This window comes from Acidithiobacillus thiooxidans ATCC 19377, from assembly GCF_009662475.1.
Taxonomy (GTDB): Bacteria; Pseudomonadota; Gammaproteobacteria; order Acidithiobacillales; family Acidithiobacillaceae; genus Acidithiobacillus; species Acidithiobacillus thiooxidans.
The window spans coordinates 2,678,682-2,702,739 of the sequence record NZ_CP045571.1 but is presented as its reverse complement, the minus strand read 5'-3'; the positions used below and the strand labels follow the sequence as shown (position 1 = coordinate 2,702,739).

At 53.7% G+C, this 24,058-nt stretch carries 17 protein-coding genes; 8 read left to right on the top strand and 9 right to left on the bottom strand.

The annotated features are described in order from the left end of the window. Positions 1-15: 15 nt before the first annotated feature. The 7 genes from GCD22_RS14160 (at position 16) to GCD22_RS14130 (ending at position 7,724) form a co-directional block, all read left to right on the top strand. Positions 16-825, top strand: coding sequence for a winged helix-turn-helix transcriptional regulator (locus tag GCD22_RS14160; protein WP_031571229.1), 810 nt, complete (start codon positions 16-18; stop codon positions 823-825). A 67-nt stretch (positions 826-892) separates the two neighbouring features. Continuing rightward, positions 893-1,576, top strand: coding sequence for a MotA/TolQ/ExbB proton channel family protein (locus tag GCD22_RS14155; protein WP_031571231.1), 684 nt, complete (start codon positions 893-895; stop codon positions 1,574-1,576). Next, entirely contained in the window at positions 1,576-1,974 is a 399-nt protein-coding gene (locus GCD22_RS14150) for an ExbD/TolR family protein (RefSeq protein WP_153940848.1), read from the top strand. Before GCD22_RS14155 ends, GCD22_RS14150 begins: the two co-directional genes overlap by 1 nt. A gap of 35 nt (positions 1,975-2,009) precedes the next feature. Beyond that, a complete protein-coding gene (locus tag GCD22_RS14145) occupies positions 2,010-4,412 on the top strand; it encodes a TonB-dependent receptor (protein ID WP_031569439.1) in 2,403 nt (800 codons plus the stop codon). Positions 4,413-4,530: 118 nt separating this feature from the next. After that, entirely contained in the window at positions 4,531-5,268 is a 738-nt protein-coding gene (locus GCD22_RS14140) for an energy transducer TonB (protein ID WP_031569437.1), read from the top strand. 33 nt (positions 5,269-5,301) lie between these two features. Beyond that, on the top strand, positions 5,302-6,108 hold the full coding sequence (locus GCD22_RS14135; RefSeq protein WP_031569435.1) for a ribonuclease T2 family protein: 807 nt from the start codon (positions 5,302-5,304) through the stop codon (positions 6,106-6,108). A gap of 41 nt (positions 6,109-6,149) precedes the next feature. Beyond that, positions 6,150-7,724, top strand: a complete 1,575-nt coding sequence (locus GCD22_RS14130; RefSeq protein ID WP_226842568.1) for an alkaline phosphatase family protein — start codon at positions 6,150-6,152, stop codon at positions 7,722-7,724. On the opposite strand, the gene GCD22_RS14125 is transcribed toward GCD22_RS14130, so the two are convergent. The 7 genes from GCD22_RS14125 to GCD22_RS14095 all read right to left on the bottom strand — a co-directional run bounded on the left by GCD22_RS14125 (position 7,714) and on the right by GCD22_RS14095 (position 20,195). After that, positions 7,714-9,600: a DUF3857 domain-containing protein gene (locus tag GCD22_RS14125; protein ID WP_051690452.1), complete on the bottom strand. Its 1,887-nt coding sequence runs from the start codon at positions 9,598-9,600 to the stop codon at positions 7,714-7,716. The genes GCD22_RS14130 and GCD22_RS14125 overlap by 11 nt on opposite strands. A 17-nt stretch (positions 9,601-9,617) precedes the next feature. After that, a complete protein-coding gene (locus GCD22_RS14120; RefSeq protein WP_031569399.1) occupies positions 9,618-11,567 on the bottom strand; it encodes a DUF3857 domain-containing protein in 1,950 nt (649 codons plus the stop codon). A gap of 13 nt (positions 11,568-11,580) precedes the next feature. Further along, positions 11,581-14,700 carry an efflux RND transporter permease subunit gene (locus tag GCD22_RS14115; protein WP_035209579.1) on the bottom strand — a complete coding sequence of 1,040 codons (3,120 nt, stop codon included), beginning with the start codon at positions 14,698-14,700 and terminating at the stop codon, positions 11,581-11,583. Continuing rightward, on the bottom strand, positions 14,697-15,794 hold the full coding sequence (locus GCD22_RS14110) for an efflux RND transporter periplasmic adaptor subunit (RefSeq protein WP_031569395.1): 1,098 nt from the start codon (positions 15,792-15,794) through the stop codon (positions 14,697-14,699). The genes GCD22_RS14115 and GCD22_RS14110 overlap by 4 nt, the downstream gene beginning before the upstream one ends. After that, entirely contained in the window at positions 15,791-17,191 is a 1,401-nt protein-coding gene (locus GCD22_RS14105) for a TolC family protein (RefSeq protein WP_226856149.1), read from the bottom strand. The genes GCD22_RS14110 and GCD22_RS14105 overlap by 4 nt, the downstream gene beginning before the upstream one ends. Before the next feature lie 194 nt (positions 17,192-17,385). Further along, a complete protein-coding gene (locus tag GCD22_RS14100; protein ID WP_081577463.1) occupies positions 17,386-19,437 on the bottom strand; it encodes a phosphocholine-specific phospholipase C in 2,052 nt (683 codons plus the stop codon). Further along, positions 19,434-20,195 (bottom strand): tetratricopeptide repeat protein, encoded by a 762-nt coding sequence (locus GCD22_RS14095; protein WP_081577462.1) that lies wholly within the window; start codon positions 20,193-20,195, stop codon positions 19,434-19,436. The genes GCD22_RS14100 and GCD22_RS14095 overlap by 4 nt, the downstream gene beginning before the upstream one ends. A gap of 316 nt (positions 20,196-20,511) precedes the next feature. On the opposite strand from GCD22_RS14095, the gene GCD22_RS14090 reads away from it, so the two are divergent. Then, positions 20,512-21,894, top strand: a complete 1,383-nt coding sequence (locus GCD22_RS14090; protein WP_226842696.1) for an MFS transporter — start codon at positions 20,512-20,514, stop codon at positions 21,892-21,894. Positions 21,895-22,061: 167 nt separating this feature from the next. Here GCD22_RS14090 and GCD22_RS14085 read toward each other — a convergent pair whose 3' ends face one another. Together GCD22_RS14085 and hemF are read right to left on the bottom strand one after the other, a co-directional pair. Next, complete coding sequence (locus GCD22_RS14085; RefSeq protein WP_031568585.1) at positions 22,062-23,168, bottom strand: quinone-dependent dihydroorotate dehydrogenase; 1,107 nt, start codon at positions 23,166-23,168, stop codon at positions 22,062-22,064. Further along, positions 23,165-24,055: an oxygen-dependent coproporphyrinogen oxidase gene (gene hemF / locus GCD22_RS14080; protein WP_031568584.1), complete on the bottom strand. Its 891-nt coding sequence runs from the start codon at positions 24,053-24,055 to the stop codon at positions 23,165-23,167. The genes GCD22_RS14085 and hemF overlap by 4 nt, the downstream gene beginning before the upstream one ends. Positions 24,056-24,058 lie beyond the last annotated feature (3 nt).

The window sequence follows — 24,058 nt, the reverse complement described above, 5'->3', positions numbered from 1 at the left end:
AAATCAGGAGCGAATATGTTTTATACCCTGGTCGGTGGGGTGCTTCATCATGCGATGCATATGACAGATGCCCTGCTATTAATGACGGCTGCTAAAGTGGAAAACCTCAGCACGCTGGTCGGTTCCAGAATTCTGATATTTTCTGCAGGTAATCCAGCCGATAAGATGGCTTTACGGTTACAGCGCTCCGGCGCTTTTGTCAAAGCGTTGAATGGTCAAGAACGTGATGTTTTACCACTCATTAAACGCTGGCATCCGGTTTTGCTGATTATTACGGATTGGACTGTGGATATGGCGCCATGGCTGAATGAATTATTATCCCTTCCGGTTTGTACGCACTTATGCGTTCTGGCATTGGGTGCCGATGACGAAGCTCATGCCATGTCCGCACTGGATGCCGGTGCCAGCGCCTATCTGGCGGATACGGTGACGGAATCTGTTTTACGCGCCCAGATAGGAACCCTGTTAAAAAACGGCCATCATTGGGAGAATACTGAAGTCCGGCAAGATCCTTATATCTGGATCAATCCTGAAAGCAGTCGAATCCGCTTGAACGGTTCTGAAATCAGATTGAGCCGAAGGTTATTCCGGTTTCTCCATTATCTGGCTTTGCATCCAGATCGGACATTTACGGCCTCGGAAATTGCCAATGTCCTCAGTGACGGTCAAAAATTCATTCAGGAAAACTCCGTTGCCGCTCAGGTACACCGATTACGTAAATATATGGAGGCGGCTGGCGCCGGAGAATGGCTCGAAACCGTGCATGGTTTTGGTTATCGGCTGACTTTGCCGCAAAAAAAATCATTTGATGTGAAATTGTCATAAAAGGTTCATAAAACTGTCACATTAGTTTGTTAAGGTAGCACCTTCATTGTTACAAGGTGCTTTTCTGATGAACCTCCAATATCTCATTCACCTCGCCAACTATTCGGACGGGGTTCTATACATTCTGGGCCTGATGCTGCTGGTGGAACTGGCCGTGATGGTGGATCGCTTCTGGTACCTGCGGCGGACCATTTTGCGCGGTCTGGTATTTGTGCAAGAACTGGGGCGTCATGGCCGTCTGGACCGCGAAGCTCTCAATACCCTGGCAGAAGATGCGGGCGACCTGCCCGAGGCTGCTCTGCTGCGCACTGCTGCCGCCCATAGTGGTCAGGTGAAAGGCGAAGCCCTCGCCAGCCGCCTGGAAGAAAGCGTGCTGGTCATTGCGCCGAAACTGGACCGCCGCCTGTGGTTGCTGGACACCATTATTACCCTGGCCCCGCTGCTGGGTTTGTTCGGGACCATCATCGGCATGTTTCATGCGTTTTCGGTATTGGCCCAGCCCGGACACGCGCCTATGCAGGTCACCGGTGGCGTTGCCGATGCGCTGGTATCCACCGCTTCCGGCCTGTTCATCGCCATGCTCGGATTGTTGACCTTCAATGCCTTCAATAATCAGGTGCGCATGATTCTGCTGCAACTGGACTCGGTGAAAACCATGCTCATCAACCGCATGGATGGTCAGCCGGTCGTGACCTTTGACACCGAAGGCCGCCCCAATGCTGAAGCGGTGGCCGTGGCGAGGGCGGGATAATGGAAAGACGCTATTTCGAGCAGAAAAAGGGTCGGGTCGAAATCATTCCAATGATTGACATCATGCTCTTCCTGCTGGTGTTTTTCATCATGATCACCCTGCAGATGATTCCCGACAAGGGCCTCAATCTGCAGTTGCCCACTTCCAGTGAAGCCCAGAGTCTGCCGCGTCCACATTTCACCATCAACATTCAGAAAGACGGGTCGGTGAACGTCAAGGGTCATCATTACGACCTGGATGGTCTGGAGAAAATGCTCGCCAGCGACGGCGACCCCGGCAAGACCCAGATCACCATCGCCGCTGACAGGGGCGTGCCCTTTCAGGATTTCATTCATGTCATGGACCGCTGCCAGAAGGCGGGGGTGAGTGATATCGGGATAGCGGCAAAAAGTTCTTGAACAAACTTTTTCCTAACATTAAGGAGTTATAAAAAATGTACCGTAAAACAAATATGCGTCCATTAACCCTTGCCTTGGCCGCTACCGGCATCTTGGGCTTGATACCACTGGCCCATGCGGGGGTGACCGCCCAGACGCGCAGCGCACGGGTACGACACAAAACCAATCAGCAAAGCATTGCTGTAGGCGAAGTTTCCAGTAATGTGGTGACACAATCTGCTTATGCGCAGCATACGCCAGAATTACCCAAGCAAAAGCATATTTTCAAGTCAGGCATTTCTTCAAAAGTGTTAGGCAGAAAAGAAATTGAAGCAGCAGGACCAGGTGCCGGCGGTGCGCAAATGCTGAATTTTGCTCCCGGGGTGAGTACCTTGGCCAGTTATGGGACGGGCGCTGCCAAGGCTCAGATCAGCATAGATGGTATTAAACAAGGCTGGGGTAATCCCAAGGGATCTGAGGCCGCACACAGCATTGCCATCTCTTTTGATGGTATCCCCATGAATAATCCGGCTACCGGGTTGTGGCAGTCTCCCCAAGTCAATCAGCCTTCCATGATCCAGGGCATTCATGTCACCTATGGCCCTGGTAATCCTGAGAATCGCTGGTACAACAATATTGGAGGTGGTATTGATTTTGTGCCGATCCAGCCGACCAACAAACCTGGTGCCAGTATTGGTATGAGTTACGGAAGTAATGATTTCAAGAATATTCACTTTGATGTGCGTACCGGTAATTTTGATGGTTTTTCAGCGGTTCTCGCGGGCGGCGTGAGCAGCGGTAACAGTTTCCTTGGCGTACCATCCGGAACCAGTTTACTCAGTCCTTCTGGAGTGGTTTTGCCGAGCAATAGCTATGCCTGGTTCTTCAAGATTCGCAAGCGCTTCCGCCGGGGCGATGACAGTTTCGGAGCCTATTTGGCCAAGGGTTCAGCCTACAAGCCTTATGATATACCGGTATCGGCGGCATCGGGCACGACTATCAACGGTTTCAATAATACTACCGGTAAGCCTATACCGGGCCCGCTGTATAGCCAGCAGACCTCTGGTTTTTACAATGCTGTACCCTACAAAATTGACAGTAACAGCACCTGGATGTTCTACAACAAGCTGAACGTGGATATTGGTGCCGCGACCTGGCTGCATAATGACATCTGGTATCGTTATGGACACCGTTTGCACAATCGTTATGTTTCCTATGCAGTCGGTGCACCCAATACTAATGAGTATAATGATCCCCACAGTGAAACTTACGGGGATAAGCTCTGGTTTGATAGCAAGTTGCCCTATAACAAGCTGGGATTTGGTGGCTATTTTATCAAATCCAGAGACAACTCTAAAAATGCCTTCTACAGCCAATATGCACCCTACTATGCCACGCGTTTTGTTCCCAATGACAAGTACCGGAGCGACTTTCTGGATGTGACTGATGTGGCGGCTTTCTTCCAGGATAAAATTCATCCGATATCCTCTGTGGATATTACTCCAGGAGTTCGCGTAGAACAATTTCAGATGAATTATACGCCTTTTACAACGGAAACCTTCCCGGAGTCGAGTCAATTGTATCCTAAGGGTAATCAGGCTATACTCCCTACGGATTCTCGCAGCCTGAGTGCGGTGGAACCTTCGGTGAATATCAGCTGGCGTCCTATTCATCATCTGGCGTTGTTTGCAGGTTATAGTGAGGCTTATCAGACACCTGCATTCGGTGGTGGCGGTGGTCCTTTCCAGGCTATCCCAGCCAGTTCGCTTTCGTTGGAAAAGGGACAGAATTATCAGGCCGGCTTCAAGGTCCACGTGGCGCATGATGGTTACCTGCATCATTTTCTGTTTAGTGCCAACTGGTACTTCACCCGCTTCTCCAATCAGTATCTTCCCATTACTTTGACCAATGGTGATGTGATCAATGCCGACGGCACTTCGGATTATGAAGGCGTCAATATTTATGCTGTGGATAATCCACTGTACTGGCTCCACACCTTTGCCAATTTGTCGTTCCAGAAAGCGTATTTCAGTAATTATACCGTGAAAGGTAAAAGTTATGATGGTTTGCCAGTTGCCAATGTCCCGGATGCAACTTTCAATATTGGTGCCTATACCAAAAGTTTCGTTGACGGTATTTTGCTGGAACCGCGTATTTGGGTGCAGTACACCGGACCCCAGTCCCTGTATGACAGTATCACCAAGTCACCCTCAGCTACGGCAAAACTGCCCTCTTATACTTTGCTGAACCTGGCTTTGCACAGCAAGATTCCCATGCACATGGCTTATTTCAGGAATGTGGGCGTGGATGTGGATCTGCTCAATGTGCTTGGAAACCGCTACAACAGTTATGAATATATCAGCAGTGGTGGAACTTACGGACCCAACACCAAGGGCGATCTGATTGGTCTGCCCGGGGCACCGAGAACTTTTTATGTAAGCCTGACGGCTAATTTCTAAGCCGTTATTTGTTCGCGCCGTAACTCTTTTAAAGGATTTGCGGCGCTATTTGAAAGCCATTGCCCGGCATGGTGCTTCGGTACATTTCCGGGCAATGTCATTCGATGAGGGTTAAATGATGAATACCATGGTGACAAATCCTTCCTGGTCGCCCCAAGGGCCTGATAAGTCTGAGGGGCATTTTGGTAAGGCCCTGCTGGTGGGGGCGGTTATGGAAATTGCGCTGCTGGCAGGCCTGCTGTGGATCAGCTCGGCGCCGCCACCGCCCAAGCCGGTGGTGAAAAAAATCATCGCTATTCATATGGTGCATCCGGCGCCGCCTAAGCCTAAACCCATTCCGGTTCCGCCGCCGCCCAAACCAGTGGTGCAACCCAAGCCGGTACCGGTGCCGAGGCCCAAACCTATCCCCCAACCGCGTCCAGTGGTCCATCATACTCCGGCGCCCAAGCCGCTGATGGCCAAGACGCCGTTGCCGACTGCTCCAGTCGTACCGCCGGCGCCACCGGTAACACCACCTGCGCCGCCGCCGCCCCCTCCGGCTCCCAGTATGGCGGCGCGGCAGGCAGCATTGGCGCGCTATGCGGCCATGGTACGTGCCCAGGTTCAGGCCGATGCCCATGTGCCTGAGGCCGTGCGCCTGATGCACTTAAGTGGTACGTCAGTCATCACTTTCCGGTTGACCCCTTCCGGACAACTGCTTTGGGCCAAAATCACCCAGTCCAGTGGTGTGCAACCGATTGATAAGGCGGCTCTGCAATCCGTGAAAGAGGGTAACTATCCGCCCTTCACGAAAAACATGCCCAAGCATGCAACCAACTTTACGGTTGAAGTACATTTGTCCAGCCACTCCAGTTAATATGAACACTATTTTTCGGGGAGCATTTTGCCAGTGAATATTTTGCGAGTCATAAAAGTTTCAGTTTTATCTCTCGGTCTTGTTGGGACTGGTCTGTCATCTTCGCTGGCAGCGGCAGACGTTCCCCAGGGTATGCAGAATTTCAACCACTATACTTTTGCGGTCATGTGGCATCCCGGCGTGTGCGCGACCTGGACCAATGCGGGTGCTGCCTGCAAGGATTTGTCCCCGGACGCAAAAATTAACCAGGAGTGGACCATGCATGGGCTGTGGGCGAGCCGCCCCCAATCCCTCATTGCCTCCGGAATGAATGGCCCGACCTGGTGGCATTACGGCTGTTACTGGTATAACCCGGGCCATACCCTGCCAAAGGATAGTTGTGCCAATCCGGCTCTGAATTTACCGGCTGCACTGCATCAGCGTTTGTATGCACACATGCCCATGGCCAATATTTGTCTGGATCGCCATGAGTATTACAAGCATGTCGCCTGCTTCGGCGAAACGCCCGAACAGTTTTTCCCCAAGGAGCTGGATTTGCTGGATAAACTCAACGCCAGCTCGTTCACGGCCTTTATTCGTGAGCATCGCGGGCAATGGGTGGAGCGCAATGCTATTCTCAAAGCCTTTGCCAAAAGCTTCAAAGTGAAAAATGCGGATGCGCTGGAACTCCGTTGCGAGACGCCCGGCCGTCATACCCATGAACTGGAGCATCAAGGTGATATTTTGACCCAAGCCTGGATTACCATTCACAAAGATAAAGTTAATGATTTCCCTGCCCCGGACAGTCTTGAAAAGGGCCGCAAGGGAAATTGTGCTGAAAAAATTCATATACTGAATTAAACCACCAGAATAACAAACTCTCTCTTTTTGATGAGGAATATATGATGGAGCGTCAGAATCGTCGGCAGTTTTTGAAGCAATTGGGGTTAGGTGGTGCAGCAGTAGTTTCCGCACCCAAATTAATGGGTATAGCCCATGCGGCTGGTGTGGATGAAAAAACCATCCTGCGCAAAAAAATTGAGCATGTGGTTGTCATTTTTCAGGAAAATCGCAGTTTTGATCATTATTTTGGGACTTTTCAACCCAAGAATGGTCAAAAAGTCATTAATCTCTTGGATTCATCAGGAAATCTGGACCCTCGCTTCAATGGTCTCCAGAAAAATCCGGCCGGAATTCCCTATGGTAACTTACCTTTGCCCCTGGATATTCCCGGTTTTCAGAATGTGCAACTGGCTAATAAGCCCTTTCATTTGGCACCATATATTCCAGCCAAGGGCAACGTCAACTGGGATCCAAGGCATCGTTTCTTTCGGATGATGGCAGAAGTCAATAATGGGAAAATGGACCGTTTTGTAGCCCTGGCCGGGGGTAGCAAAACCCATTTGCACCGTGATGAATTCAGGAAAATGTCGGCAGAGCAGATGGCTTTTGATCTGGCCCGTCCCAGTGGCCCTGTTCTGGGGCACTATACGGGAGAAGATCTTCCTTTTTATCATCGCGTGGCGCATAAATACACCTTGTTTGACCATTTTTATCAGGCAATGAGTGGTGGTAGTACGGGCAATGCCCTGTATCTCGTCGCCGCGCGTTCGTGCATCAATCCTCAGGCTACAGCGGATATTTGTGCACCCTTCGATCCGCGTGAAGCCGGTCTGGAACATGGATTTTTCGATTTGCCTTATGATCATCGGAAAATCATGGTGAATGATCTGGCGCCTATTCAAGGTCCTACGGACGCAGGTAGAATGAAAGAGCTGAAAATTTCGCCGCCGCCAGCAGCGCAGACGTATGACAATATTGGTGATCGTTTGGATGCGGCAAAGGTTTCCTGGGCCTGGTACAACGAAAATTGGAACAAGGTAAAGCCCTGGGCACTGAAAACGGCTTTCGGACCGGGAGATGGTTCGGCAGTGATTGATACCAGCCAGTTATATGTTGCCCATCATAATCCTTTCCAGTATTACCCGCGTTGGCCTGATTATGTTAAGGCAGGTCATATTCGGGATAGTGATGATTTTCTGGCGGATGCGCGTGCCGGCAAGTTGCCATCGGTTTCTTTTTTGAAGGCTACGGCATCCCATGATGAACATCCGGCGGATAGTGCGCCCGCTTATGGTATGGAATGGGTGGAGCAACTGGTGCGCGCTGCGGCTGATGGGCCAGCCTGGGATAAAACCGCCATATTTATCACTTATGATGAAGGGGGTGGTTTTTGGGATTCGTTACCTCCGAAAGTGGTGGATGATTACGGATTTGGAACCCGTATTCCCGCCATGTTGATCAGTCCATGGGCGCGGAGTGGCCTGGTTGATCATCATCTGGCCAGTACCGCCAGCATTCTCAAATTTATTGAAACCCGTTTCGGTCTCGATCCCCTCAATCATCGCGATCGGGATGCTTATGATCTGTTGGGTGCTTTTGACTGGGATCAGCAACCCAAGGATTTCAGCGTTTAGTGAATCCTTTCACCAGCAGTAACCCCTCGCGGGTACTGCTGGAGCTCAATATCGCCAGTTGGTGCAAGGCCGGGTAGTCCTTCGCGCTGATCACAAACTCCGGCAGCTTCAGCCGCTGATCAATTTTGAGGGTTTGTCCGGACAGTGCGTAGTGAATGCTATAGCTTCCAACGGATGTCTGTACGTCGATATTTTTCGGTAAATAGGCGGGCTGATAACCTTGCGGCAATTTCAGGGAAATATCTGATTGCATATAGCTGGGGTTGATCAAACTCGGTGTTGTGCGGACGCTCTCGGCAGTAAAGGCCTGCAGAGGTTTGGCAATGGACGTATCTGTGGGCATGATCATGGCGACACTATGACCGGGTATAAACAGGCCGTTTTTTACGGCGCTGGTTTTCAGGCCCAGAGGCTGGTCGAGCTTTTTCCGGTTCTGAAAAGCAATGCTTTCCAGTTGCCCCAGATCTCCCTGTTCATAAAAACCGTTGCGCAATCCTTTCATCAACATGCGTCCCTTGCTGCCCATCAGGGCGGAGCGAATATCCTGGGCGGCGTAACCCCGGCGTATTTCGACGGTCTGGTCGTGCATGGTGCCGGAGGCGCTCAGGCGGAGTTGGCTATGTTTGTCGATGAGCGGCAAGCTGAGATCGGGCAAAGGGGTTTGCGTCATGCGTGGATTTTTTCCGGTAATGAGCACCGGTCGGCCCGCATCCTCCAGGGGCAAACTATGGATGCCGGCATAGCGCGAAGTGGGGTCCAGAAACAAATGATAAGCGGGCACATACACCAGAAAATGACCAAAGGCAAAGGGATCCACAGCGGGGTAGGGGTGAAAGCGCGCTGAAGTGGAAATCATGGCCGGTACTGCCTCAATATGGAGGGCGCCTAGCAGGGTGCAGAGCAATACCGCATTGGCATTACTGTCGCCGACTCCGCGTTGCAGGGTGCTGCTCGCGCTGGGTGGCGTAAAGCCGGCATTGGCGTAGTTGATGGATACCGAATGAATGTTTTTTTGCATCCAGTAATAAATGACCTTGACCGCATCCAGCCCCGTCGCCCCATGCGCAAGATGTTCAGCGGCTTTTTGCAATTCCGGGGTCATCTGCATGGCTGGGGTGGCAAGCTGATTGTAAGCCTTGGCGACTTCAGTCCAGTGTTCTGCCGTCGAAATCACCGCCAGGGGCGCATATTGGGTCAGTGCCGGACTACCCAGTGGTGGGTAGGAAACTTTATTGAGGCTGGTTTCAAAAGATCGGCTGGTCGCATCTTTAGCGGGACTGACGGACATGGCATGCCAGGCATCCCCTTGTTGGGCGGCATAGAGTTTTTGCGCGGCAGGGGTGTGCAAAATGATTTGTGCCTTGCTGACGGGCACATTGGGGGCCAGGAGCGTGCTGATGGCGTAGATACCCGGCAAATAGGGATGATCATAGTGGATAGTGTAGCGGATGTGCAGCGTATCTCCGGGCGCTACCGCCGGAAAGACCACACTCTGGATGCGACCATCACTTAAAAAAGGGGCACTCAGGGCATCCGGGCTGGATTGGGTATAAATGGCATCGGCCGGGACGGGATGTTTAACGCCCGAGGCCGTTTCCGTATAGGCTTCGAGTATGTGCACCTGGGCAAAGTTAGCTGGATAGCCAATTTGCATCTGGGATTGTGACTGTACGCCAGCCATGGTCAGCGGTTGAATCACCCGGTCAATGCTGTCGGTATAGGCACCGTTTTTCTGGACGCTCAGTTCCTGACGCAGGAGTAACACCTGATAATTCACCTGGGCGGGTTCCCGGGCAAAAGCCGGGTTGGCGCTGACAGTCAGCAGGATAAAACCGGCAGTCAATAAAGCCGCTTTGGGAGTGAGATGACGGGTCATATGCAGGTTTCCTGAACTCATTGGCGAACAAGGATAATCGGGCTTTGCTGCGCGGCATAATCCAGTTTCAGGAGCGTGCGCAAGGCCGGATATTGCTGAGGGTTGTACACGACCCGCTGGAGTTGCAGTGTGTAGTGTACGATGACGCTGTGTTCTTGCAGGGTGAGGTTATAAGTGAAACTTCCCGCCTGATTATGGAGCTGCTGTGCGGGCGGTAGATATTGCACCTGATAACCAGATGGCAGATGAATAGTCGTTGTCCAGTGAATTCCACCGAGATACGTGGTGACAGGATGTTGACGCTGCAGCGGGCCAATGACCCGGGTCAATGCTTCCATGGGTCGGGCGGTGGCGGAAAGGCCGGGGGTCAGATAGGGGCCGGAGGGAATGGGAAAACTGATATGATCGCCAACATGGGTGTAAGCCACCGTATGCCAATGCGCAGTCACGGCAAAGGGCTGATCGAGAATATCCGGATTGCCTGGCACAAAGGTGCCACTCCCGCCTCCATCCGGCAGCAGCAGGGTATTCATGACCCGGTGATAGGCTGAGGGAGGAATGGAGGCGAAGGTTTGCCGATACATCCAGGCCCACCAGCCTTTGGTCTGCATTTTGGCAATACCGCTCAGGTCACCATTTTGCTGCAGGGTCAGATCGGCTGCATAGTCCAACTGATTGGCATCGGGCTCGGCACCAGGGGTGGTCACTACCCGGGGATGCGGACCGGTGACAATACTGGGCTTGTCGCGTTCACCAATAGCCAGCTGCCCCGGTGTTTCGTAGGTGCCGGTACTGTCCAGAAAAAGATGACGCTGCGGGGCGTAGTCGATGGCGTGATTAAACCAGAAAGGGGTGGGCAGCGGCGGCAGGGTGAACACATTATTCCAGTTGATTAGTGTTGGATAAAGTTTGAAGCCTTTGGCATTGAAAAGCGCCTGCAGCAGAGTGGCGTGGGCCTTGCAGTCTCCATAGCGGGTTTCCAGGGTTTTGCTGGCCGAGATGGGCACATAACCGCCGACACCCAGTTCCAGACCTACATAACGAATATGGTGGGAGTCCCAGGTATACAGGGCTTTTTCCGCATCCCAGCCCTGCAGTCCATGACTTGCTGTATCGGCGGTTTTTTGGACAATGGGGGTGACTGCCGCCTTGTCGGCGGCGCGTGACCAGTAGGCCTTGCCGACGGCTGCCCAACTGGGAAAAGTACTGACTTCAAAAAGCGGACTGAACTGCCTTTCATCCACGGTGCTCGGTCCCGGATAACGCGCGTGGTGTACCGCCATACGGGCACTGATATGAATCAACTGGCCCTGAGTGCGCTGCGAAACAATCCAGTTGCCGGTGTGGGCGGCCCGTAAATGCATGCTGCGTGGTGCGGTGATATCAATACGAAAGTTGCGTGCAGACTGACTGACCGGCATTTCCCAGATTTGCGAAAACTGTCCGGCAAAATAGGGCGTGGTCTGGGTTTTTTCGGTGATGATATGAAGCTGATCGTCTTTGCCCAATTTCGGCAGAACGATGGAAAGCACCTTGGCATGACTATACATGGGGGCTCCGGCAGCCATCGGTTCCGGGCGCACAAAAATGGCACTGGCAGGAACGACATATTTTTGGCCACTGGGCGTGCTGACCCAGGCGCGCAGCACCCGCAGCTTGGCCATATCGGCAGAATACTGGATTTGGTAGGGATTGATCATGGTTTCCAGGGCCGGATTGAGAAGTTCCAGCACCTGATGATCGCGCTCGGTAAACAGTCCGCTGGATTGCACCGAAACATTGACATGGTTTTTGAGAATCCGCAGGGGGGCTCCGCTCTGCTTTTCATTGAGCGGGATAAAAGGCGCGTTGCTGTTGCCAGAAACCGTCGTCCCGGCCTGGGCCAGGCTGCCCAGTAAAGTGCCGCTTAGCAGGCCTGCCCCACCAAGAACCATCAGAGCGCGCTGGACAGATTTCAGAAGAAGCATGGATGAGTTACCTTTATGAGAGATCGGGATTCAACGCAACGGCTTGCGTCCGTTTGCGACGTGGCCAGGAGAGCCCGTCAAACCATAAATAAAAAGCGGGCGTGATATACAGGGTGAGAAACTGGGAAAATATCAGACCGCCAACCACGGCAATACCCAGGGGTACTCGACTTCCGGCACCGGCGCCAAAGCCGATGGCAATGGGCAGCACCCCGAGAATGGCGGCAAAAGTAGTCATCATGATCGGCCGATAACGAATGGTGCAGGCATCAATAATGGCTTCGTAGGCATCTTCGCCCTCACGGCGCCGACTGACGGCAAAGTCAACGAGGATAATCCCGTTCTTCTTGACCAGCCCCAGTAACATGATGATGCCGATGAAACTGTATAAATCCAGCGGCTCATGAAAAATGACCAAAGACAGCAGCGCACCGAAAGCCGCCAGCGGCAAAGCCGTCAAAATCGTCAGGGGATGGAGAAAATGTTCATACAAAATGGCAAGGACCACGTAAATCAGCAACACCGTTGCCAGCAATAAAAAAGGCAAAGATTTGAAGGCAGACTGAAATTGCGCGGCATTACCGCCCAGATGCCCGACAATGCCTGCGGGCAGGACTTGGTGAGCCGTATGCTGCAGGGCGCTGATGGCCGAACCGAGCTGCACCCCGGGAGCCAGATTGAAGGAAATGGTGGTGGAGGGCTGGCCATTGTGCTGCATCAGATTCAGGGGGGCTGCGTCATAATGAAAACTGGCTACGGCAGAAAGGGGAACCAGCGTTGATCCCGCCCCCGGCACGCTCAGGGTGGACAAGGCGTTGATATTTTTCTGATAGCGCGGTTCAAGTTCCATAATTACTTCATATTGATTACTGGCCCCGTAAATGGTTCCCACCTCATGTCCGCCAAAGGCCAGACCCAGGGTGTTTTCGATGGCGGCCGGGGTGACCCCCAAAGCGGTGGCACGAGCCCGATTGATATGAATGGTGACCTGCGGATTATTGTTTTCCAGACTGTTACTGACTGAATTCAGTTGCGGAAGCTTTTGCAGGGCTTCGGTCATTTTCAGCGTGGCCGCATTCAGATCTGTCCAGTTGCTGCCCATGAGTTCATAAATATAGCTGCCATTGCCGCTGGCGGTTCCCGAGTGGGCGCTTTGCGGTCCCTGAAAAACAATCTGGGCATTATGGAAGCGACGGGTGGCGCGCTGCAGATCCACAATGATGTTTTCCGTCTGTGGCGCATATCCACTGCGAATGTGGATGAACATATGGCCGGAGTTGCGGCTGCCAAAACCTCCTGCACCCTGGCCTGCCGAAGACACCACCGATTGAATGCGGGCATTGGATTTCACAATCCGGGCGATTTCTGACTGCTCATGCCTGACTTCAGCAAAAGTCATTCCGGTCGGGTATTCAATGTTGGCATTGATCATGCCCGAATTCTGGCTGGGTAGAAAAGCCTTGGGAACAATCATGACCATCCAGACGCTACCCGCCAGCGCAAGTCCGGCCAGGGCCAGCATCCAGTATTTATGCTGCAGGGCAACTTTCAGGGTGCGAATATAAAAATCGCGACTGTCCTTGAAAAAGCGCTGAAAAATTCCGTCTTCAGGTAAGTGACCCGTATCATGCAGATCAGTCAGGGCGTGAGCATGATTGGGTTTGAGATAACGGCTGCAGAGCATGGGAGTAACGCTCAGGGCGACCATTCCGGAAATCAGGATGACCACAGCAATACTGACCCCGAAGTCCGAGAATAAATGACCGACAAAGCCCCCCAGGAAAATCAGCGGCAGAAAAATGATGGATAGCGACAAGGTCATGGACAGAACCGTAAAACTGATTTCCCGACTGCCATTGAGGGCGGCAGTCATGCCGGTTTCACCCCGGTCGATATGTCGGTTGATGTTTTCCAGCATCACCACGGCATCATCCACCACAAAACCCACGGAAAGGGTCAGGGCCAGCAAGGTCAGGGTATTGATGCTGAAACCGAGCAGCATCATGACCAGAAAGGTGCCCAGCAGGGAAAGGGGTATGGCGACCGCACCGATGAGGGTGGCCGAGGGGCGGCGCAGAAACAGCCACATGACACCAGCTACCAGAATGCTGGCCAGGATGAGGGTCATCAACACTTCGTGTACTGCCGCGCGAATGTAATCGGCCAGATCGAAAACATTGGTCAGATGCACCCCGCCGGGCATGGCCGCCTGCAGTTGCGGCAACAGGGCGCGGATTTTGTTGGAAATCTCTACGGTATTGCTGCCGGGCTGCCGTGTTACGGCGAGAACAATGCCGGGCGTTTTGTTGATCCAGGTCTCCTGCTGGTTATCTTCGGTACTGTTGACGGCCTTGCCAACCGCACTGAGGGGCACCGCCTGTCCGCCTTCGTAGGCCAGAACCAGATGGTTGTAGGCTTTTGCGGTATGTAACTGACCATGTACCTGGGTGGCGAAAGCCTGATCGCCCCCATCCAGGGTGCCACCGGGCAGATTGACATTGGCATTACCCAGGGCGCTTTGCACGGCCTGCAGACTCAGACCCCGGGCAGAAAGGGCAAAAGGATTCACATAAATGCGCACGGCGTAGGTTTGTGCACCGTAAATTTGTACGTCAGATACCCCGGATATGCCGGATAATGCTGTGCTGACCTTGGTTTGCGCGTACTTGTCCAATTCATAAAGCGGCATGTTGGGCGCGGACATGCCAATATAAAACACGGGCTGGGCCGAAGGATTCATTTGCCGGACCGAAGGTGGCTCGGGCATACCCGGTGGTAGAAAATGCTGGGCCTGGGAAACGGCGTTGGACACCTGCTGGGTGGCCCCCAGCGCGGATTTGCTGAGATCGAACTGCAGGGTGATCTGGGTCACTCCATTTTGACTGACGGCACTCATGGAGTTGAGACCGGGAATGCTGGCAAATTGCCTTTCCAGTGGGGTGGCTACTGCGCTGGACATGGTTTTGGGGCTGGCTCCCGGCAGTTCTGCGGTGACCATCACCATCGGAAAGCTGACGTTAGGCAGCAAAGCCGTGGGTAATTGCAGATAGGCAAACAAACCCAGCAGAGCTACTGCTACGGCGAGTACCGTCGTGGCAACGGGACGGCGAATAAAGGGTGCCGATAAATTCATGACTTGATCACGCGCACTTCAGAACCGGGATGAAGTCGGGTCGGCGCTCCCACAATCACCCTTTCTCCCAATAAATGGCTTCCGGCGATGGCCACCTGCTTACCGTTCTGCCCTAAAAATTGCACGGCCTGCATAATGGCCTTGTCTTTTTTTATGGTATAGACATAAGGGCCGGAGACGCCCTGCTGTAAGGCGGTTGCAGGAATGATCAGGGCATGACGCAGTTCTCGGGCGGTGAAATCTACCTGCACATATTCACCGGGCCAGAGTCGGGCCGGTTGATTACTGAGGGTAGCGCGCGCCGTGACGGTTGCTGAAGCCGTGTTGACGGTATTATCAATCACCGTGACCGTCCCGGTGCCAATCCGGGTCTGATGATTTTCATCCCAGACTTCTACTTTGCCGGAGTGATTGCTGATGGCGGTATGTAAATCGTCGAGATAGGCCTCAGGCAGGCTGAATTGCACGTAAATGGGTTGAATTTGATTGATGGTGACCAGTGCTGTGCTGTTGGCAGTGACCAGATTGCCTGATTTGAGGCTCAGGATGCCTACGCTGCCACTGATAGGTGCGGTAATCCGAGTTTCAGCCAGAGTAATTCGAGCGGCTTGCAGTGCCGCCTGATCAGCGGCCACGGTGGCACCAGCGGTGTTGGCCTGAGCCTGAGCCTGCTGGACCGTCTGACGGGTGACATAATCCTTGCTGAGCAGCGGCGCATAAGCCTTGACCTGGGCATCATCATATTGTTCCTGGGCCATTTCACCCTGCAGATTGGCTTGGTCTTCAGCCACCTGGGCGGCGGGTGTGGCAGGATCAATCTGGAAGAGAAGCTGGCCTTTTTGAACCACTTGCCCCGAGTGAACGGCAACCTTTTGCAAAATGCCGCTCACCTGCGGGGTGATGGTGACACTGTGGGATGCCACGGCTTGCCCCAGGGTATTGACCACAATGGGTAGATTGCCGGTCTGCACCGTCGTGGTTTCGACCGGCAGTGCCGTATTTTTGTGGGAGGGCTTGTGCTGGGCGCAGCCCGCCAGGATCAGGGCTGCCGCAACGGGAAGCAACAGGGATCTTACGGACAGAGAGCGCATCATGAGTGGAATCCTGTGGTCGTGTTGGGGAGCCCGATCATTCCCAAGGCGTTAGCGAGATTAGCCAGTTGCACATAGGCCGTCGTCATATCCTGAATCCGGGTCTGTTCAGCAGTCGTCAGCGTCGCCTGGGCAGTCAGCAAATTGAGCATGGTCGAAAGTCCTACCTTGTATTGGGCACGGATGGCAGCCAGCGAAGCCTGGGCACTTTTGACCGCGATTTGTGCCGCTTTTGCCGCTGAGCGCGCACCCATGACGGTCTGGTAATCCTGATACACGGTTAAGGCAATGCTTTGGGTCTCCTGGTTCAATGAGGCCTGAGCACTACGCTCCTGGCGCCGCGCCTCCTGAATTTGGTAACTGTCATGAAAACCCGTAAACAACGGCACTTTAAGACTGAAACCGATGGCCCAGTTCTGGGAAGGTTCCAGCCCGTTCTGAAAGCGTTTTCCGGCTGAAACCGATGCGCTCAAGGTCGGCAGTCCCTGAGCCTGATCCTCCCGGAGTGTGGCACGGCTGGCCAGAATCTGGGCTGCAGCCGCCATGACATTGGGGTTGTGTTGAGTAGCATGAAGAACCAGGGAGTGCACAGAAGGGGTAATGTCGGGGGGTAGTTGATGGGTGTTTAACGGTACCAGCGGAATGGGATTGCCGGGTGGTAATCCACAACTTTCCGCCAGGGCGGCCTGATCTGAACGCACAGTAGCCTGGGCCGAAATCCATTGGGACTGCGCTTGCGCAAGAGCCGACTGGGCCTGCAGAATATCGGCAATAGTAGCCATACCCGAATGCTGTTTCAGTCGCGCAGCATCCAGATTGGCAGTATCTTCGGTGACTGTTTGTGCATAAGCCCGAACCAGCGCCTGCTCGCCAATGAGCTGGTAGTAATTCTGGGTGACGCTGAGAGCGACTTTCGTCAGCGCGCTATTGTTATCAAAGCCGGAAATGTACAACTGGGCCAGCGCCCCGTCTTTCTGCGAGGCGCGTAGGCCAAAATCCAGCAGTACATAACTCAGGCTGAGAGAAGCCGAATTACTATTGATGATGGGAATGCTAAAACCCGCTGTGGTATTGCTCTGGGAACGCGCTGCAGTGTCACTCAGGGAAATACTCGGCAACCAGGCAGATTCGGCGACACCCAACCCTGCCGCAGAGGCCTGTAAATTCTCATAGGCCACCCGGGTTTGCGGGTTGTGGGCCAAGGCATAATTGGTCAATGCGGCAAGGCTTTGGGGTTTTACGAAAGTGCGCGTGCCCGGCAGAGCCGCCTTGGGCAACTGTAGTTGCCGATCTTGCCAGCTTTGTCCCAGTGGTTGCTTTACCCATCCTTGAGTATCAAAAGGGTCGTGAAACAGCATGTCCAGAGGCGCTGCCGAGGCAGTTTGAGCACTCAAAAGCATCCCGAGAGTCATACAATACAGAATGCCCTCGCACCAGCTCCGTAAGCGATCCCTAAAAAATGGTTCGTTTAGGAAGCTACGGATAAGACGCATAGTGCGGGTACCTTGTTCTTGCGGATGTTGTCTGATGCGTGAAGCATCTTAAAGACTATAGATGCATCACGCTAGCCATGCGACCGGGAAGTTCTGTTGATTTAAAGTAGAACAGGTTGGGTATTGGCCGGATCACTGAAGCTCTCGTCCCCGTTTTCGATGTGTCCTGCCAGTTGCCACCGGTGCTGAGGGGTGGAGACCATCAGGTCATACCAGTGATGACTGGGTTGCAGGTTCCAGTGCAGCTCCCGGGTTTGTCCTGCTGCCAACTGGATTTTTCGAGTACCCTGTCCGTACACCGGGTCCGTTACTTCAATGGGCAAGGTATCGGCACCGGCGTTATACAAGAGCACCTGGATATCCCCAGTCATGGTTCCCTGAGTATCAATGTGCAAAGTGGAAGGACCCGCACCCGTAATCTTGCGGATATAGCTGTCCGGACCATAAACCGTGAGCGCGAGCTTCTGATCCTTGGGCAGTATCATCTCGTCTTCCAGTTTGGCTCCTGCTCCCAGAGTGTAATGATGAGGAAGTTGATGGCTGTGATCCCAGTAGGCGGTGCAGACAACGCCTAGCTCAGAAGGGTTATGCAGGTGCAGACGGACTCCTTGATGCGTTGCTTCCAGCCGCACAGCGGTGGCGTAAGCGAGGGGCCGCCGTTTGCGTACGCCACTTTCTTGAGGATCTATGGCAACGGCCTGCTCTGTAGGCACTTGCGGAGCGGGCAAGGTGGATTCGTGATGTACCGTCGCCACATAGTTGGCGGTGCTGGGCAATGACACCTTACGCTCATCAGGGCGTGAGAAGTCAAAGGCCGAAGTCAGATCACCACAAATGGCGCGTCGCCAGGGGGTGATGTTAGGTTCACTGACGCCGAAGCGTTTTTCGATAAAGCGGATGACGGAAGTATGGTCGAAGACTTCCGAACACACATAGCCGCCTTTACTCCAGGGCGAGATAGTAATCATTGGTGCACGTGGTCCGAGACCATAGGGCAGTTGGTCGGCGCTATAAAGCGTAGGCCAGTCCGGGTTGATCCGATTGTGGATTTCGCCTTCGGTGCTCACCGTACTTTTGCCGGGTCGCACCGGAGTGGGAGGTTGAGGTGGCGGCACATGGTCGAAAAAGCCATCATTCTCATCATAATCCAGAAGCAGCACAGTCTTGCCCCAGACCTCCGGATTACTGGTCAGGGCATCCAGCACCCTGGCAATGTAAATGGCGCCATAGGCCGGTGGATAGGAGGGATGTTCGGAATAACCGGCGGGCACCACAATCCAGGAAACCTGCGGCAGACGATTACGCAGCACATCCTCACGCAATGCTGCCACTCCGCCCGGTCGCCGTGCGCGTTGGGCCAGCGGTGAACTGTCGGGAATGTCTGTAAACGCCTGGAAATACAGCAGCGCATTTTCCCCGAAATTCCCCGTCATCGGATTATGATCCTCTTCGTGGAGTCCTTCCTGATAGACGCGCCAGGAAATGCCTGCCTTTTGCAGGCGCTCGGCGTATGTCGTCCAGGTAAAGGGTTTGACGCCCTTGGTCCAGAGATGGGTGTCATCATCAATATAGGGCCCGCCGTGATGACCTTCGGGATCAATGGAGCCGCTAAACAGCATGCAGCGATTGGGACAGGTAGGCCCGGCAAGAGAAGTAAAATAATGGTCACAAATGGTAAAATGATCGGCCAGGGCATAATGAAAAGGAATGTCCTGGCGTTGGAAATAACCCATGGTCATGTCGGTCTTGTTGAGCGGCCAGGCATTCATTAGGCCCCCCGCAATGGCTCCGTGCTGAGACGCCCAGCTATGGTCCAGGTCCTGAAGGAATTGCGCGGAAGTTTTCCGGGTATTGAAATGAAAAGGCAGAATGGGCCGGGTCGGGTCGTTCATGCGCCCCTGAAACCAGACGGGTTTACCGTCGGGTAACTTCAGCGGAAAGCGGTCATTATAGCCGCGTACTCCACTCAGATGCCCAAAGTAATGATCAAAAGATCGGTTTTCCTGCATGAAGACCACAATATGTTCCACATCTTCCAGGGTCCCGGAACGGCCCAGGGCGGGCAGCATGGCGGCACGGGCTACCGAACTGCCCAGAAAAGCGGTGAGTGTGGCACCAGCCCCCAGGCTTTTTAAAAAATCGCGACGTCTCATGTATTTTTCTCCTCAAGATGTTGAAGGGCAGCGGCCGCTGGCGGGTAGTGCTCCGCCAGGGCGCGTCGGAAATACTGTTCAGCCTGATGAGCGTCTTTTTTGACCCCATAGCCGTGCCAGTAGGCAATGCCGAGATCATAGGCGGCAGCGCCCACGTGCTCGGCATCCAGTTGTTTCAGCAGAGCAAGACTGCGCCCTTCATACCAGGCCGCCTTGGTCGGATTTTTCGGCATGAGCTTGCCCGCTGCATAGGTTTTGCCTAACCAGAAGTCGGCATTGGCCACCTGCGGGACCATCAGACCCTGGCGAAACCAGAAAGCCGCCCGTTGGGGATTGCGGGTCACGCCCCAGCCATTGAGATAGGCATTGGCTACCTGACGCTGGGCAAAACGATCTCCCGCCTCAGCGGCCTGCAGATACCAGTGAAAAGCGGTCTGGGAGTTTGCGGAAACGCCCAAACCGGCCTGATACAAATGACCCAGCGTGTCAGCGGCCCAGAAATCGTACTTGTCCGCCGCCGCTTTTTTGAGGAGGGGTACCGCCTGGGTATAAGCAGAATGATTCAGCAGATGGACGATGGGTGCATCCGCCTTGCGGATGGCCCGGGCATGGGACAGATAGGCATCAGCAACGGCGCCCGGATTGGCGGGGTTGCTCATGGCAATGAGTGACGTGTTGTCCTGGGCAAAGGCTTGAGTGAAAGGAATAAGCATCAACATGATGCCGATTGCCGAAAACCTGAAATTTCTGATTGTCATCTCAATCCTCAAAAATGGGTAACTAGTGAATTAAACTGTTCAATTTTCAATTGAAAACATCATATCAGGGTAATGTGACAGTATTGTGAAGGTTTTATGACAAAAATATGATATTTTCTGGTCTGTATTTTGCTCAGGATAGGTATTAATTAAAACTCATGACCAGTGTTTTTTAAGTAACGGTCTATAACGAAAAGCGTAATGCTCACAGAAGTCAGGTAAACCCTGTTTTTTCATCTATCTCTTTAAGGGACTGTCATAAAAGTGTCATATTGGCATGTTATGGTGAACGCTTTATAACGGCTTTGATGGCGAGATGATGAGTAACCTACTCAGTGCAATAGACGACGAACAAAAAGTCACCAGGCGGCATCGGCGGATTCTCTGGGCTTCTGGCCTCGGCATTTTTCTGGATGGTTATGATTTGAGTATCATGGCTATTGTACTGATTCTGCTCAAACCGCAGTGGCATCTGGGCCCAACTCTGCTGGGATTGCTGGGTACTGCGGCGCTGGTGGGCGCACTGATTGGTGGACTTTTTGGCGGTATTATTGCGGATCGTTATGGTCGCAAGACGGTTTATTTAATTGATATTGCCGCGTTTTTCTTTGCGGCCTTGCTTTCCGGATTTGCCTGGGACATCACCTCTCTGGTTATTTTGCGCTTCATTCTGGGACTTGGGGTAGGCGCAGATTATCCCTTGAGCTCCACTTACATTGCGGAATTCATGCCCAAAAACAAACGCGGGTCGGCCATGACCTGGATTTTCGGGTTATGGATGGGAGGGGCTTTGGTGTCCAGTCTGGTGGGTCTGGCGTTGCTGCATACGGGCCCGGACGCCTGGCGCTGGATGCTGGCATCCGGTGCGTTGCCGGCGGTATTGGTACTCTGGTTGCGGCGGAGCTTGCCGGAGTCGCCGCGCTGGTATATTTATCGCGGCCGCTTGCAGGAAGCCGCACAGGTTTTACGCTGGCTGGTGCCGGATGTGGATGCCCATGAGCGGGAGCGTCTGGTCCAGGAAACGGCTTCCAGCATGCAGGCCAGCCGTAATGTGTCGTGGACCATGCTGTTCAGTAAACCGTATTTGCGGCGCACTGTTTATGCTTGTGTGCCCTGGTTCATGATGGATGTCATGGGCTATGCCCTGGGTATTTTTCTGCCCTTTATGCTTATGCACATGGGGCTTAAAACGCCGGAACAGGCCATCATTGGAAACAGCTTTTTTACAGCCAGTTTTGTGCTGGGATGGATTCCTCTGGCCCTTATGATTGATCGGATTGGGCGCCGTCGTGCCCAGATTTGGGGTTTTCTGGGGGATGCCATCAGCCTCGGCCTGGTCGGGCTTTTTGCCCTCTCCGGCGAACCACCCTTTATTATTGTCGCGGCAGGATTGATCATCTGGCAAATCGCCAACAGTTTTGGACCGGGCAATACCACCTGGATTATCCCTACTGAATTATATCCAACAGAATTACGGGCCACAGGCCACGGCTTTGCTACCGCCTTCAGTCGTTTTGGTGGAGTAGTCAGTGTGTTTTTCCTGCCTACGCTCCAGGCCGAATTGGGTAATGGCGGATTATTGTTGGTGCTGGCGGGGGCAGGATTGATTGGGGTGCTCACTACCTGGTGGCTGGGTTCGGAGATGGCAGGTCAGGCTTTGCCGGAAATGCTGGAGCCCGGCAGTCAGCGTGCTGCCTGATGATTTAACGCCAACGGTTCTGAATCCAGAGTCAGGGGATCAGCGAAGTGCCAGCGTCAATCACATCACCGGTCGCTGACGCAGTGTCGGACACGGCGGCGCAGCCCGCCAAAGAAATCAGCAGGCACAACAAGCACAGTAAGCGTGACCAATAAATCATGACCGTTTTATTCCTGAACATTGATGGCAGTTCCCAGCGCGGCACTGATATGGCAAAAACCATCTTGTTCAAAAAGATCAGGCAACTCCAGCAAAATCTCGCGAACCAGTTCCGGCCCTTTAAAAACCAGACCCGTATAAACTTGCAGTAAACTGGCCCCCGCCCGGATTTTTTCATAGGCGTCTGCAGCACAGGATATACCACCGACCCCGATAATCGGCACCTTGCCTGCGCAGTCTTGATACAGTTGGGCTATGACCGCGTTGGCACGTGACCGGAGGGGCATACCACTCAGCCCTCCCGCCTGCACATATTCGGGATGCCCGGCAGGACGATCAATGGTGGTGTTTGTAGCAATGAAACCATCCACCAGTGGCTGGTCGCCTTTGGCGAGTTGCGCGATGGCGCTAATATCCTCGGGATCCAGATCCGGAGCAATTTTCAGGAGCAAGGGAAGGGCTGGACGCTGATATTCGGCGGCCAGACGTTGATTGGCAGCGGCGACGGCGGCCAGCAATTCCGGAAGAGCATCGGCACCTTGCAACAGGCGCAGTCCCGGCGTATTGGGAGAGCTGACATTCACCGTCAAATAATCTCCATAGGGAAAAAGTACTTCCAGGGCAAAGACATAGTCCTCCGCCGCGTGCTCGAGCGGCGTATCCTTGTTTTTGCCAAGATTGATCCCGATAGGAACGCAATGAGGATGGGGTAGGGCGCGCAGACGTTCAGCTACCGCAGTAGCGCCTTCTCCGGGAAAGCCCATGCGGTTGATGATTGCCTGGGAAAACGGATAACGAAATACCCGGGGGCGGGGGTTGCCCGACTGGGCACGCGGCGTGACCGTACCAATTTCCACAAATCCAAAACCCAAGGCCGGCAAGGCCGCCGTTGCGCGGGCATCCTTGTCATAACCGGCGGCCAGACCCACGGGATTGCGAAAATTCAGTCCCCACAAGGTTTGCTGCAGAGCGGGATTCTCCACCGCAAAATACTCGGCCATCCGTTCCAGAATGCGGGGCATGCGACCCAGAGTTTCCAGTGCCGCGATGCTGAGTTGATGGGCCTGCTCCGCCTCCAGTCCAAACAGTAATGGCCGCAGCAGCGGATAAATCATACCCAGTCCCTGGGGGTCAGAAAATCTTCTTTCAGGCGGGCCTCAGGACTGTCTGCCGGTGCCTCCCAATCATAATGCCAGGCGGCGAGGGGCGGCAGGGACATGAGAATGCTCTCGGTGCGCCCGCCGGATTGCAGGCCAAACAATGTGCCCCGGTCGTACACCAGATTGAATTCCACATAGCGACCCCGACGGATCAGCTGAAAATCCCGTTCGCGCTCACCAAAAGGAGTGTTGCGGCGCCGTTCGGCAATGGGCAGATAGCTCTCCAGAAAACTGTTGGCCACCTCTTCCCAGAACGCCTGCAAAGTATCGGCATTCCCGCTGAGATCATCAAAGAAAATGCCACCGACCCCCCGCATTTCCTGGCGATGTTTGATGGTGAAATATTCATCACACCACTCCTTGAAACGGGGATAAAAATCGGGGCCATGCCGGTCGCAGGCGGCCTTGAGAGTTTGATGAAAATGCCGGGCGTCTTCCACAAAACCATAACTCGGGGTGAGGTCAGCCCCGCCACCAAACCACCACACGGAACCCGCCGCAAAAAACCGGTAGTTCATATGGACAATGGGTACATAAGGATTGCGGGGGTGCAGAACCAGCGAAACACCCACTGCCGTGAAAGGTTGCCCCGCCAGTTCTGGTCGCTGTGCAGTGGCCGAGGGTGGCAGTTTATCGCCATGCACCCTGGAGAAGTTGACCCCGCCCTTTTCCAGCAGATCACCGCCACTGATGACCCGGGTACGCCCCCCGCCGCCACCGGGCCTTTCCCAGAGATCTTCGCGAAAACTGGCGTGACCATCAGCCTTTTCAAGAGCCATACAAATGCGGTCCTGAAGCTGGAGGAGAAACTGTTCTACGATTTGAGTGGAAGGCTGCTGCATCCT

Excerpts from the sequence above, each read along its gene's own strand:
- GCD22_RS14095 (WP_081577462.1), bottom strand. The coding sequence starts at position 20,195 with ATGACAATCAGAAATTTCAGGTTTTCGGCAATCGGCATCATGTTGATG.
- GCD22_RS14105 (WP_226856149.1), bottom strand. The coding sequence starts at position 17,191 with ATGCTTTTGAGTGCTCAAACTGCCTCGGCAGCGCCTCTGGACATGCTG.
- GCD22_RS14100 (WP_081577463.1), bottom strand. The coding sequence starts at position 19,437 with ATGAGACGTCGCGATTTTTTAAAAAGCCTGGGGGCTGGTGCCACACTC.
- GCD22_RS14125 (WP_051690452.1), bottom strand. The coding sequence starts at position 9,600 with ATGACCCGTCATCTCACTCCCAAAGCGGCTTTATTGACTGCCGGTTTT.
- GCD22_RS14120 (WP_031569399.1), bottom strand. The coding sequence starts at position 11,567 with ATGCTTCTTCTGAAATCTGTCCAGCGCGCTCTGATGGTTCTTGGTGGG.
- GCD22_RS14145 (WP_031569439.1), top strand. The coding sequence starts at position 2,010 with ATGTACCGTAAAACAAATATGCGTCCATTAACCCTTGCCTTGGCCGCT.
- GCD22_RS14090 (WP_226842696.1), top strand. The coding sequence starts at position 20,512 with ATGATGAGTAACCTACTCAGTGCAATAGACGACGAACAAAAAGTCACC.
- GCD22_RS14130 (WP_226842568.1), top strand. The coding sequence starts at position 6,150 with ATGATGGAGCGTCAGAATCGTCGGCAGTTTTTGAAGCAATTGGGGTTA.
- GCD22_RS14155 (WP_031571231.1), top strand. The coding sequence starts at position 893 with ATGAACCTCCAATATCTCATTCACCTCGCCAACTATTCGGACGGGGTT.
- GCD22_RS14140 (WP_031569437.1), top strand. The coding sequence starts at position 4,531 with ATGAATACCATGGTGACAAATCCTTCCTGGTCGCCCCAAGGGCCTGAT.
- GCD22_RS14150 (WP_153940848.1), top strand. The coding sequence starts at position 1,576 with ATGGAAAGACGCTATTTCGAGCAGAAAAAGGGTCGGGTCGAAATCATT.
- hemF (WP_031568584.1), bottom strand. The coding sequence starts at position 24,055 with ATGCAGCAGCCTTCCACTCAAATCGTAGAACAGTTTCTCCTCCAGCTT.
- GCD22_RS14115 (WP_035209579.1), bottom strand. The coding sequence starts at position 14,700 with ATGAATTTATCGGCACCCTTTATTCGCCGTCCCGTTGCCACGACGGTA.
- GCD22_RS14160 (WP_031571229.1), top strand. The coding sequence starts at position 16 with ATGTTTTATACCCTGGTCGGTGGGGTGCTTCATCATGCGATGCATATG.
- GCD22_RS14110 (WP_031569395.1), bottom strand. The coding sequence starts at position 15,794 with ATGATGCGCTCTCTGTCCGTAAGATCCCTGTTGCTTCCCGTTGCGGCA.
- GCD22_RS14085 (WP_031568585.1), bottom strand. The coding sequence starts at position 23,168 with ATGATTTATCCGCTGCTGCGGCCATTACTGTTTGGACTGGAGGCGGAG.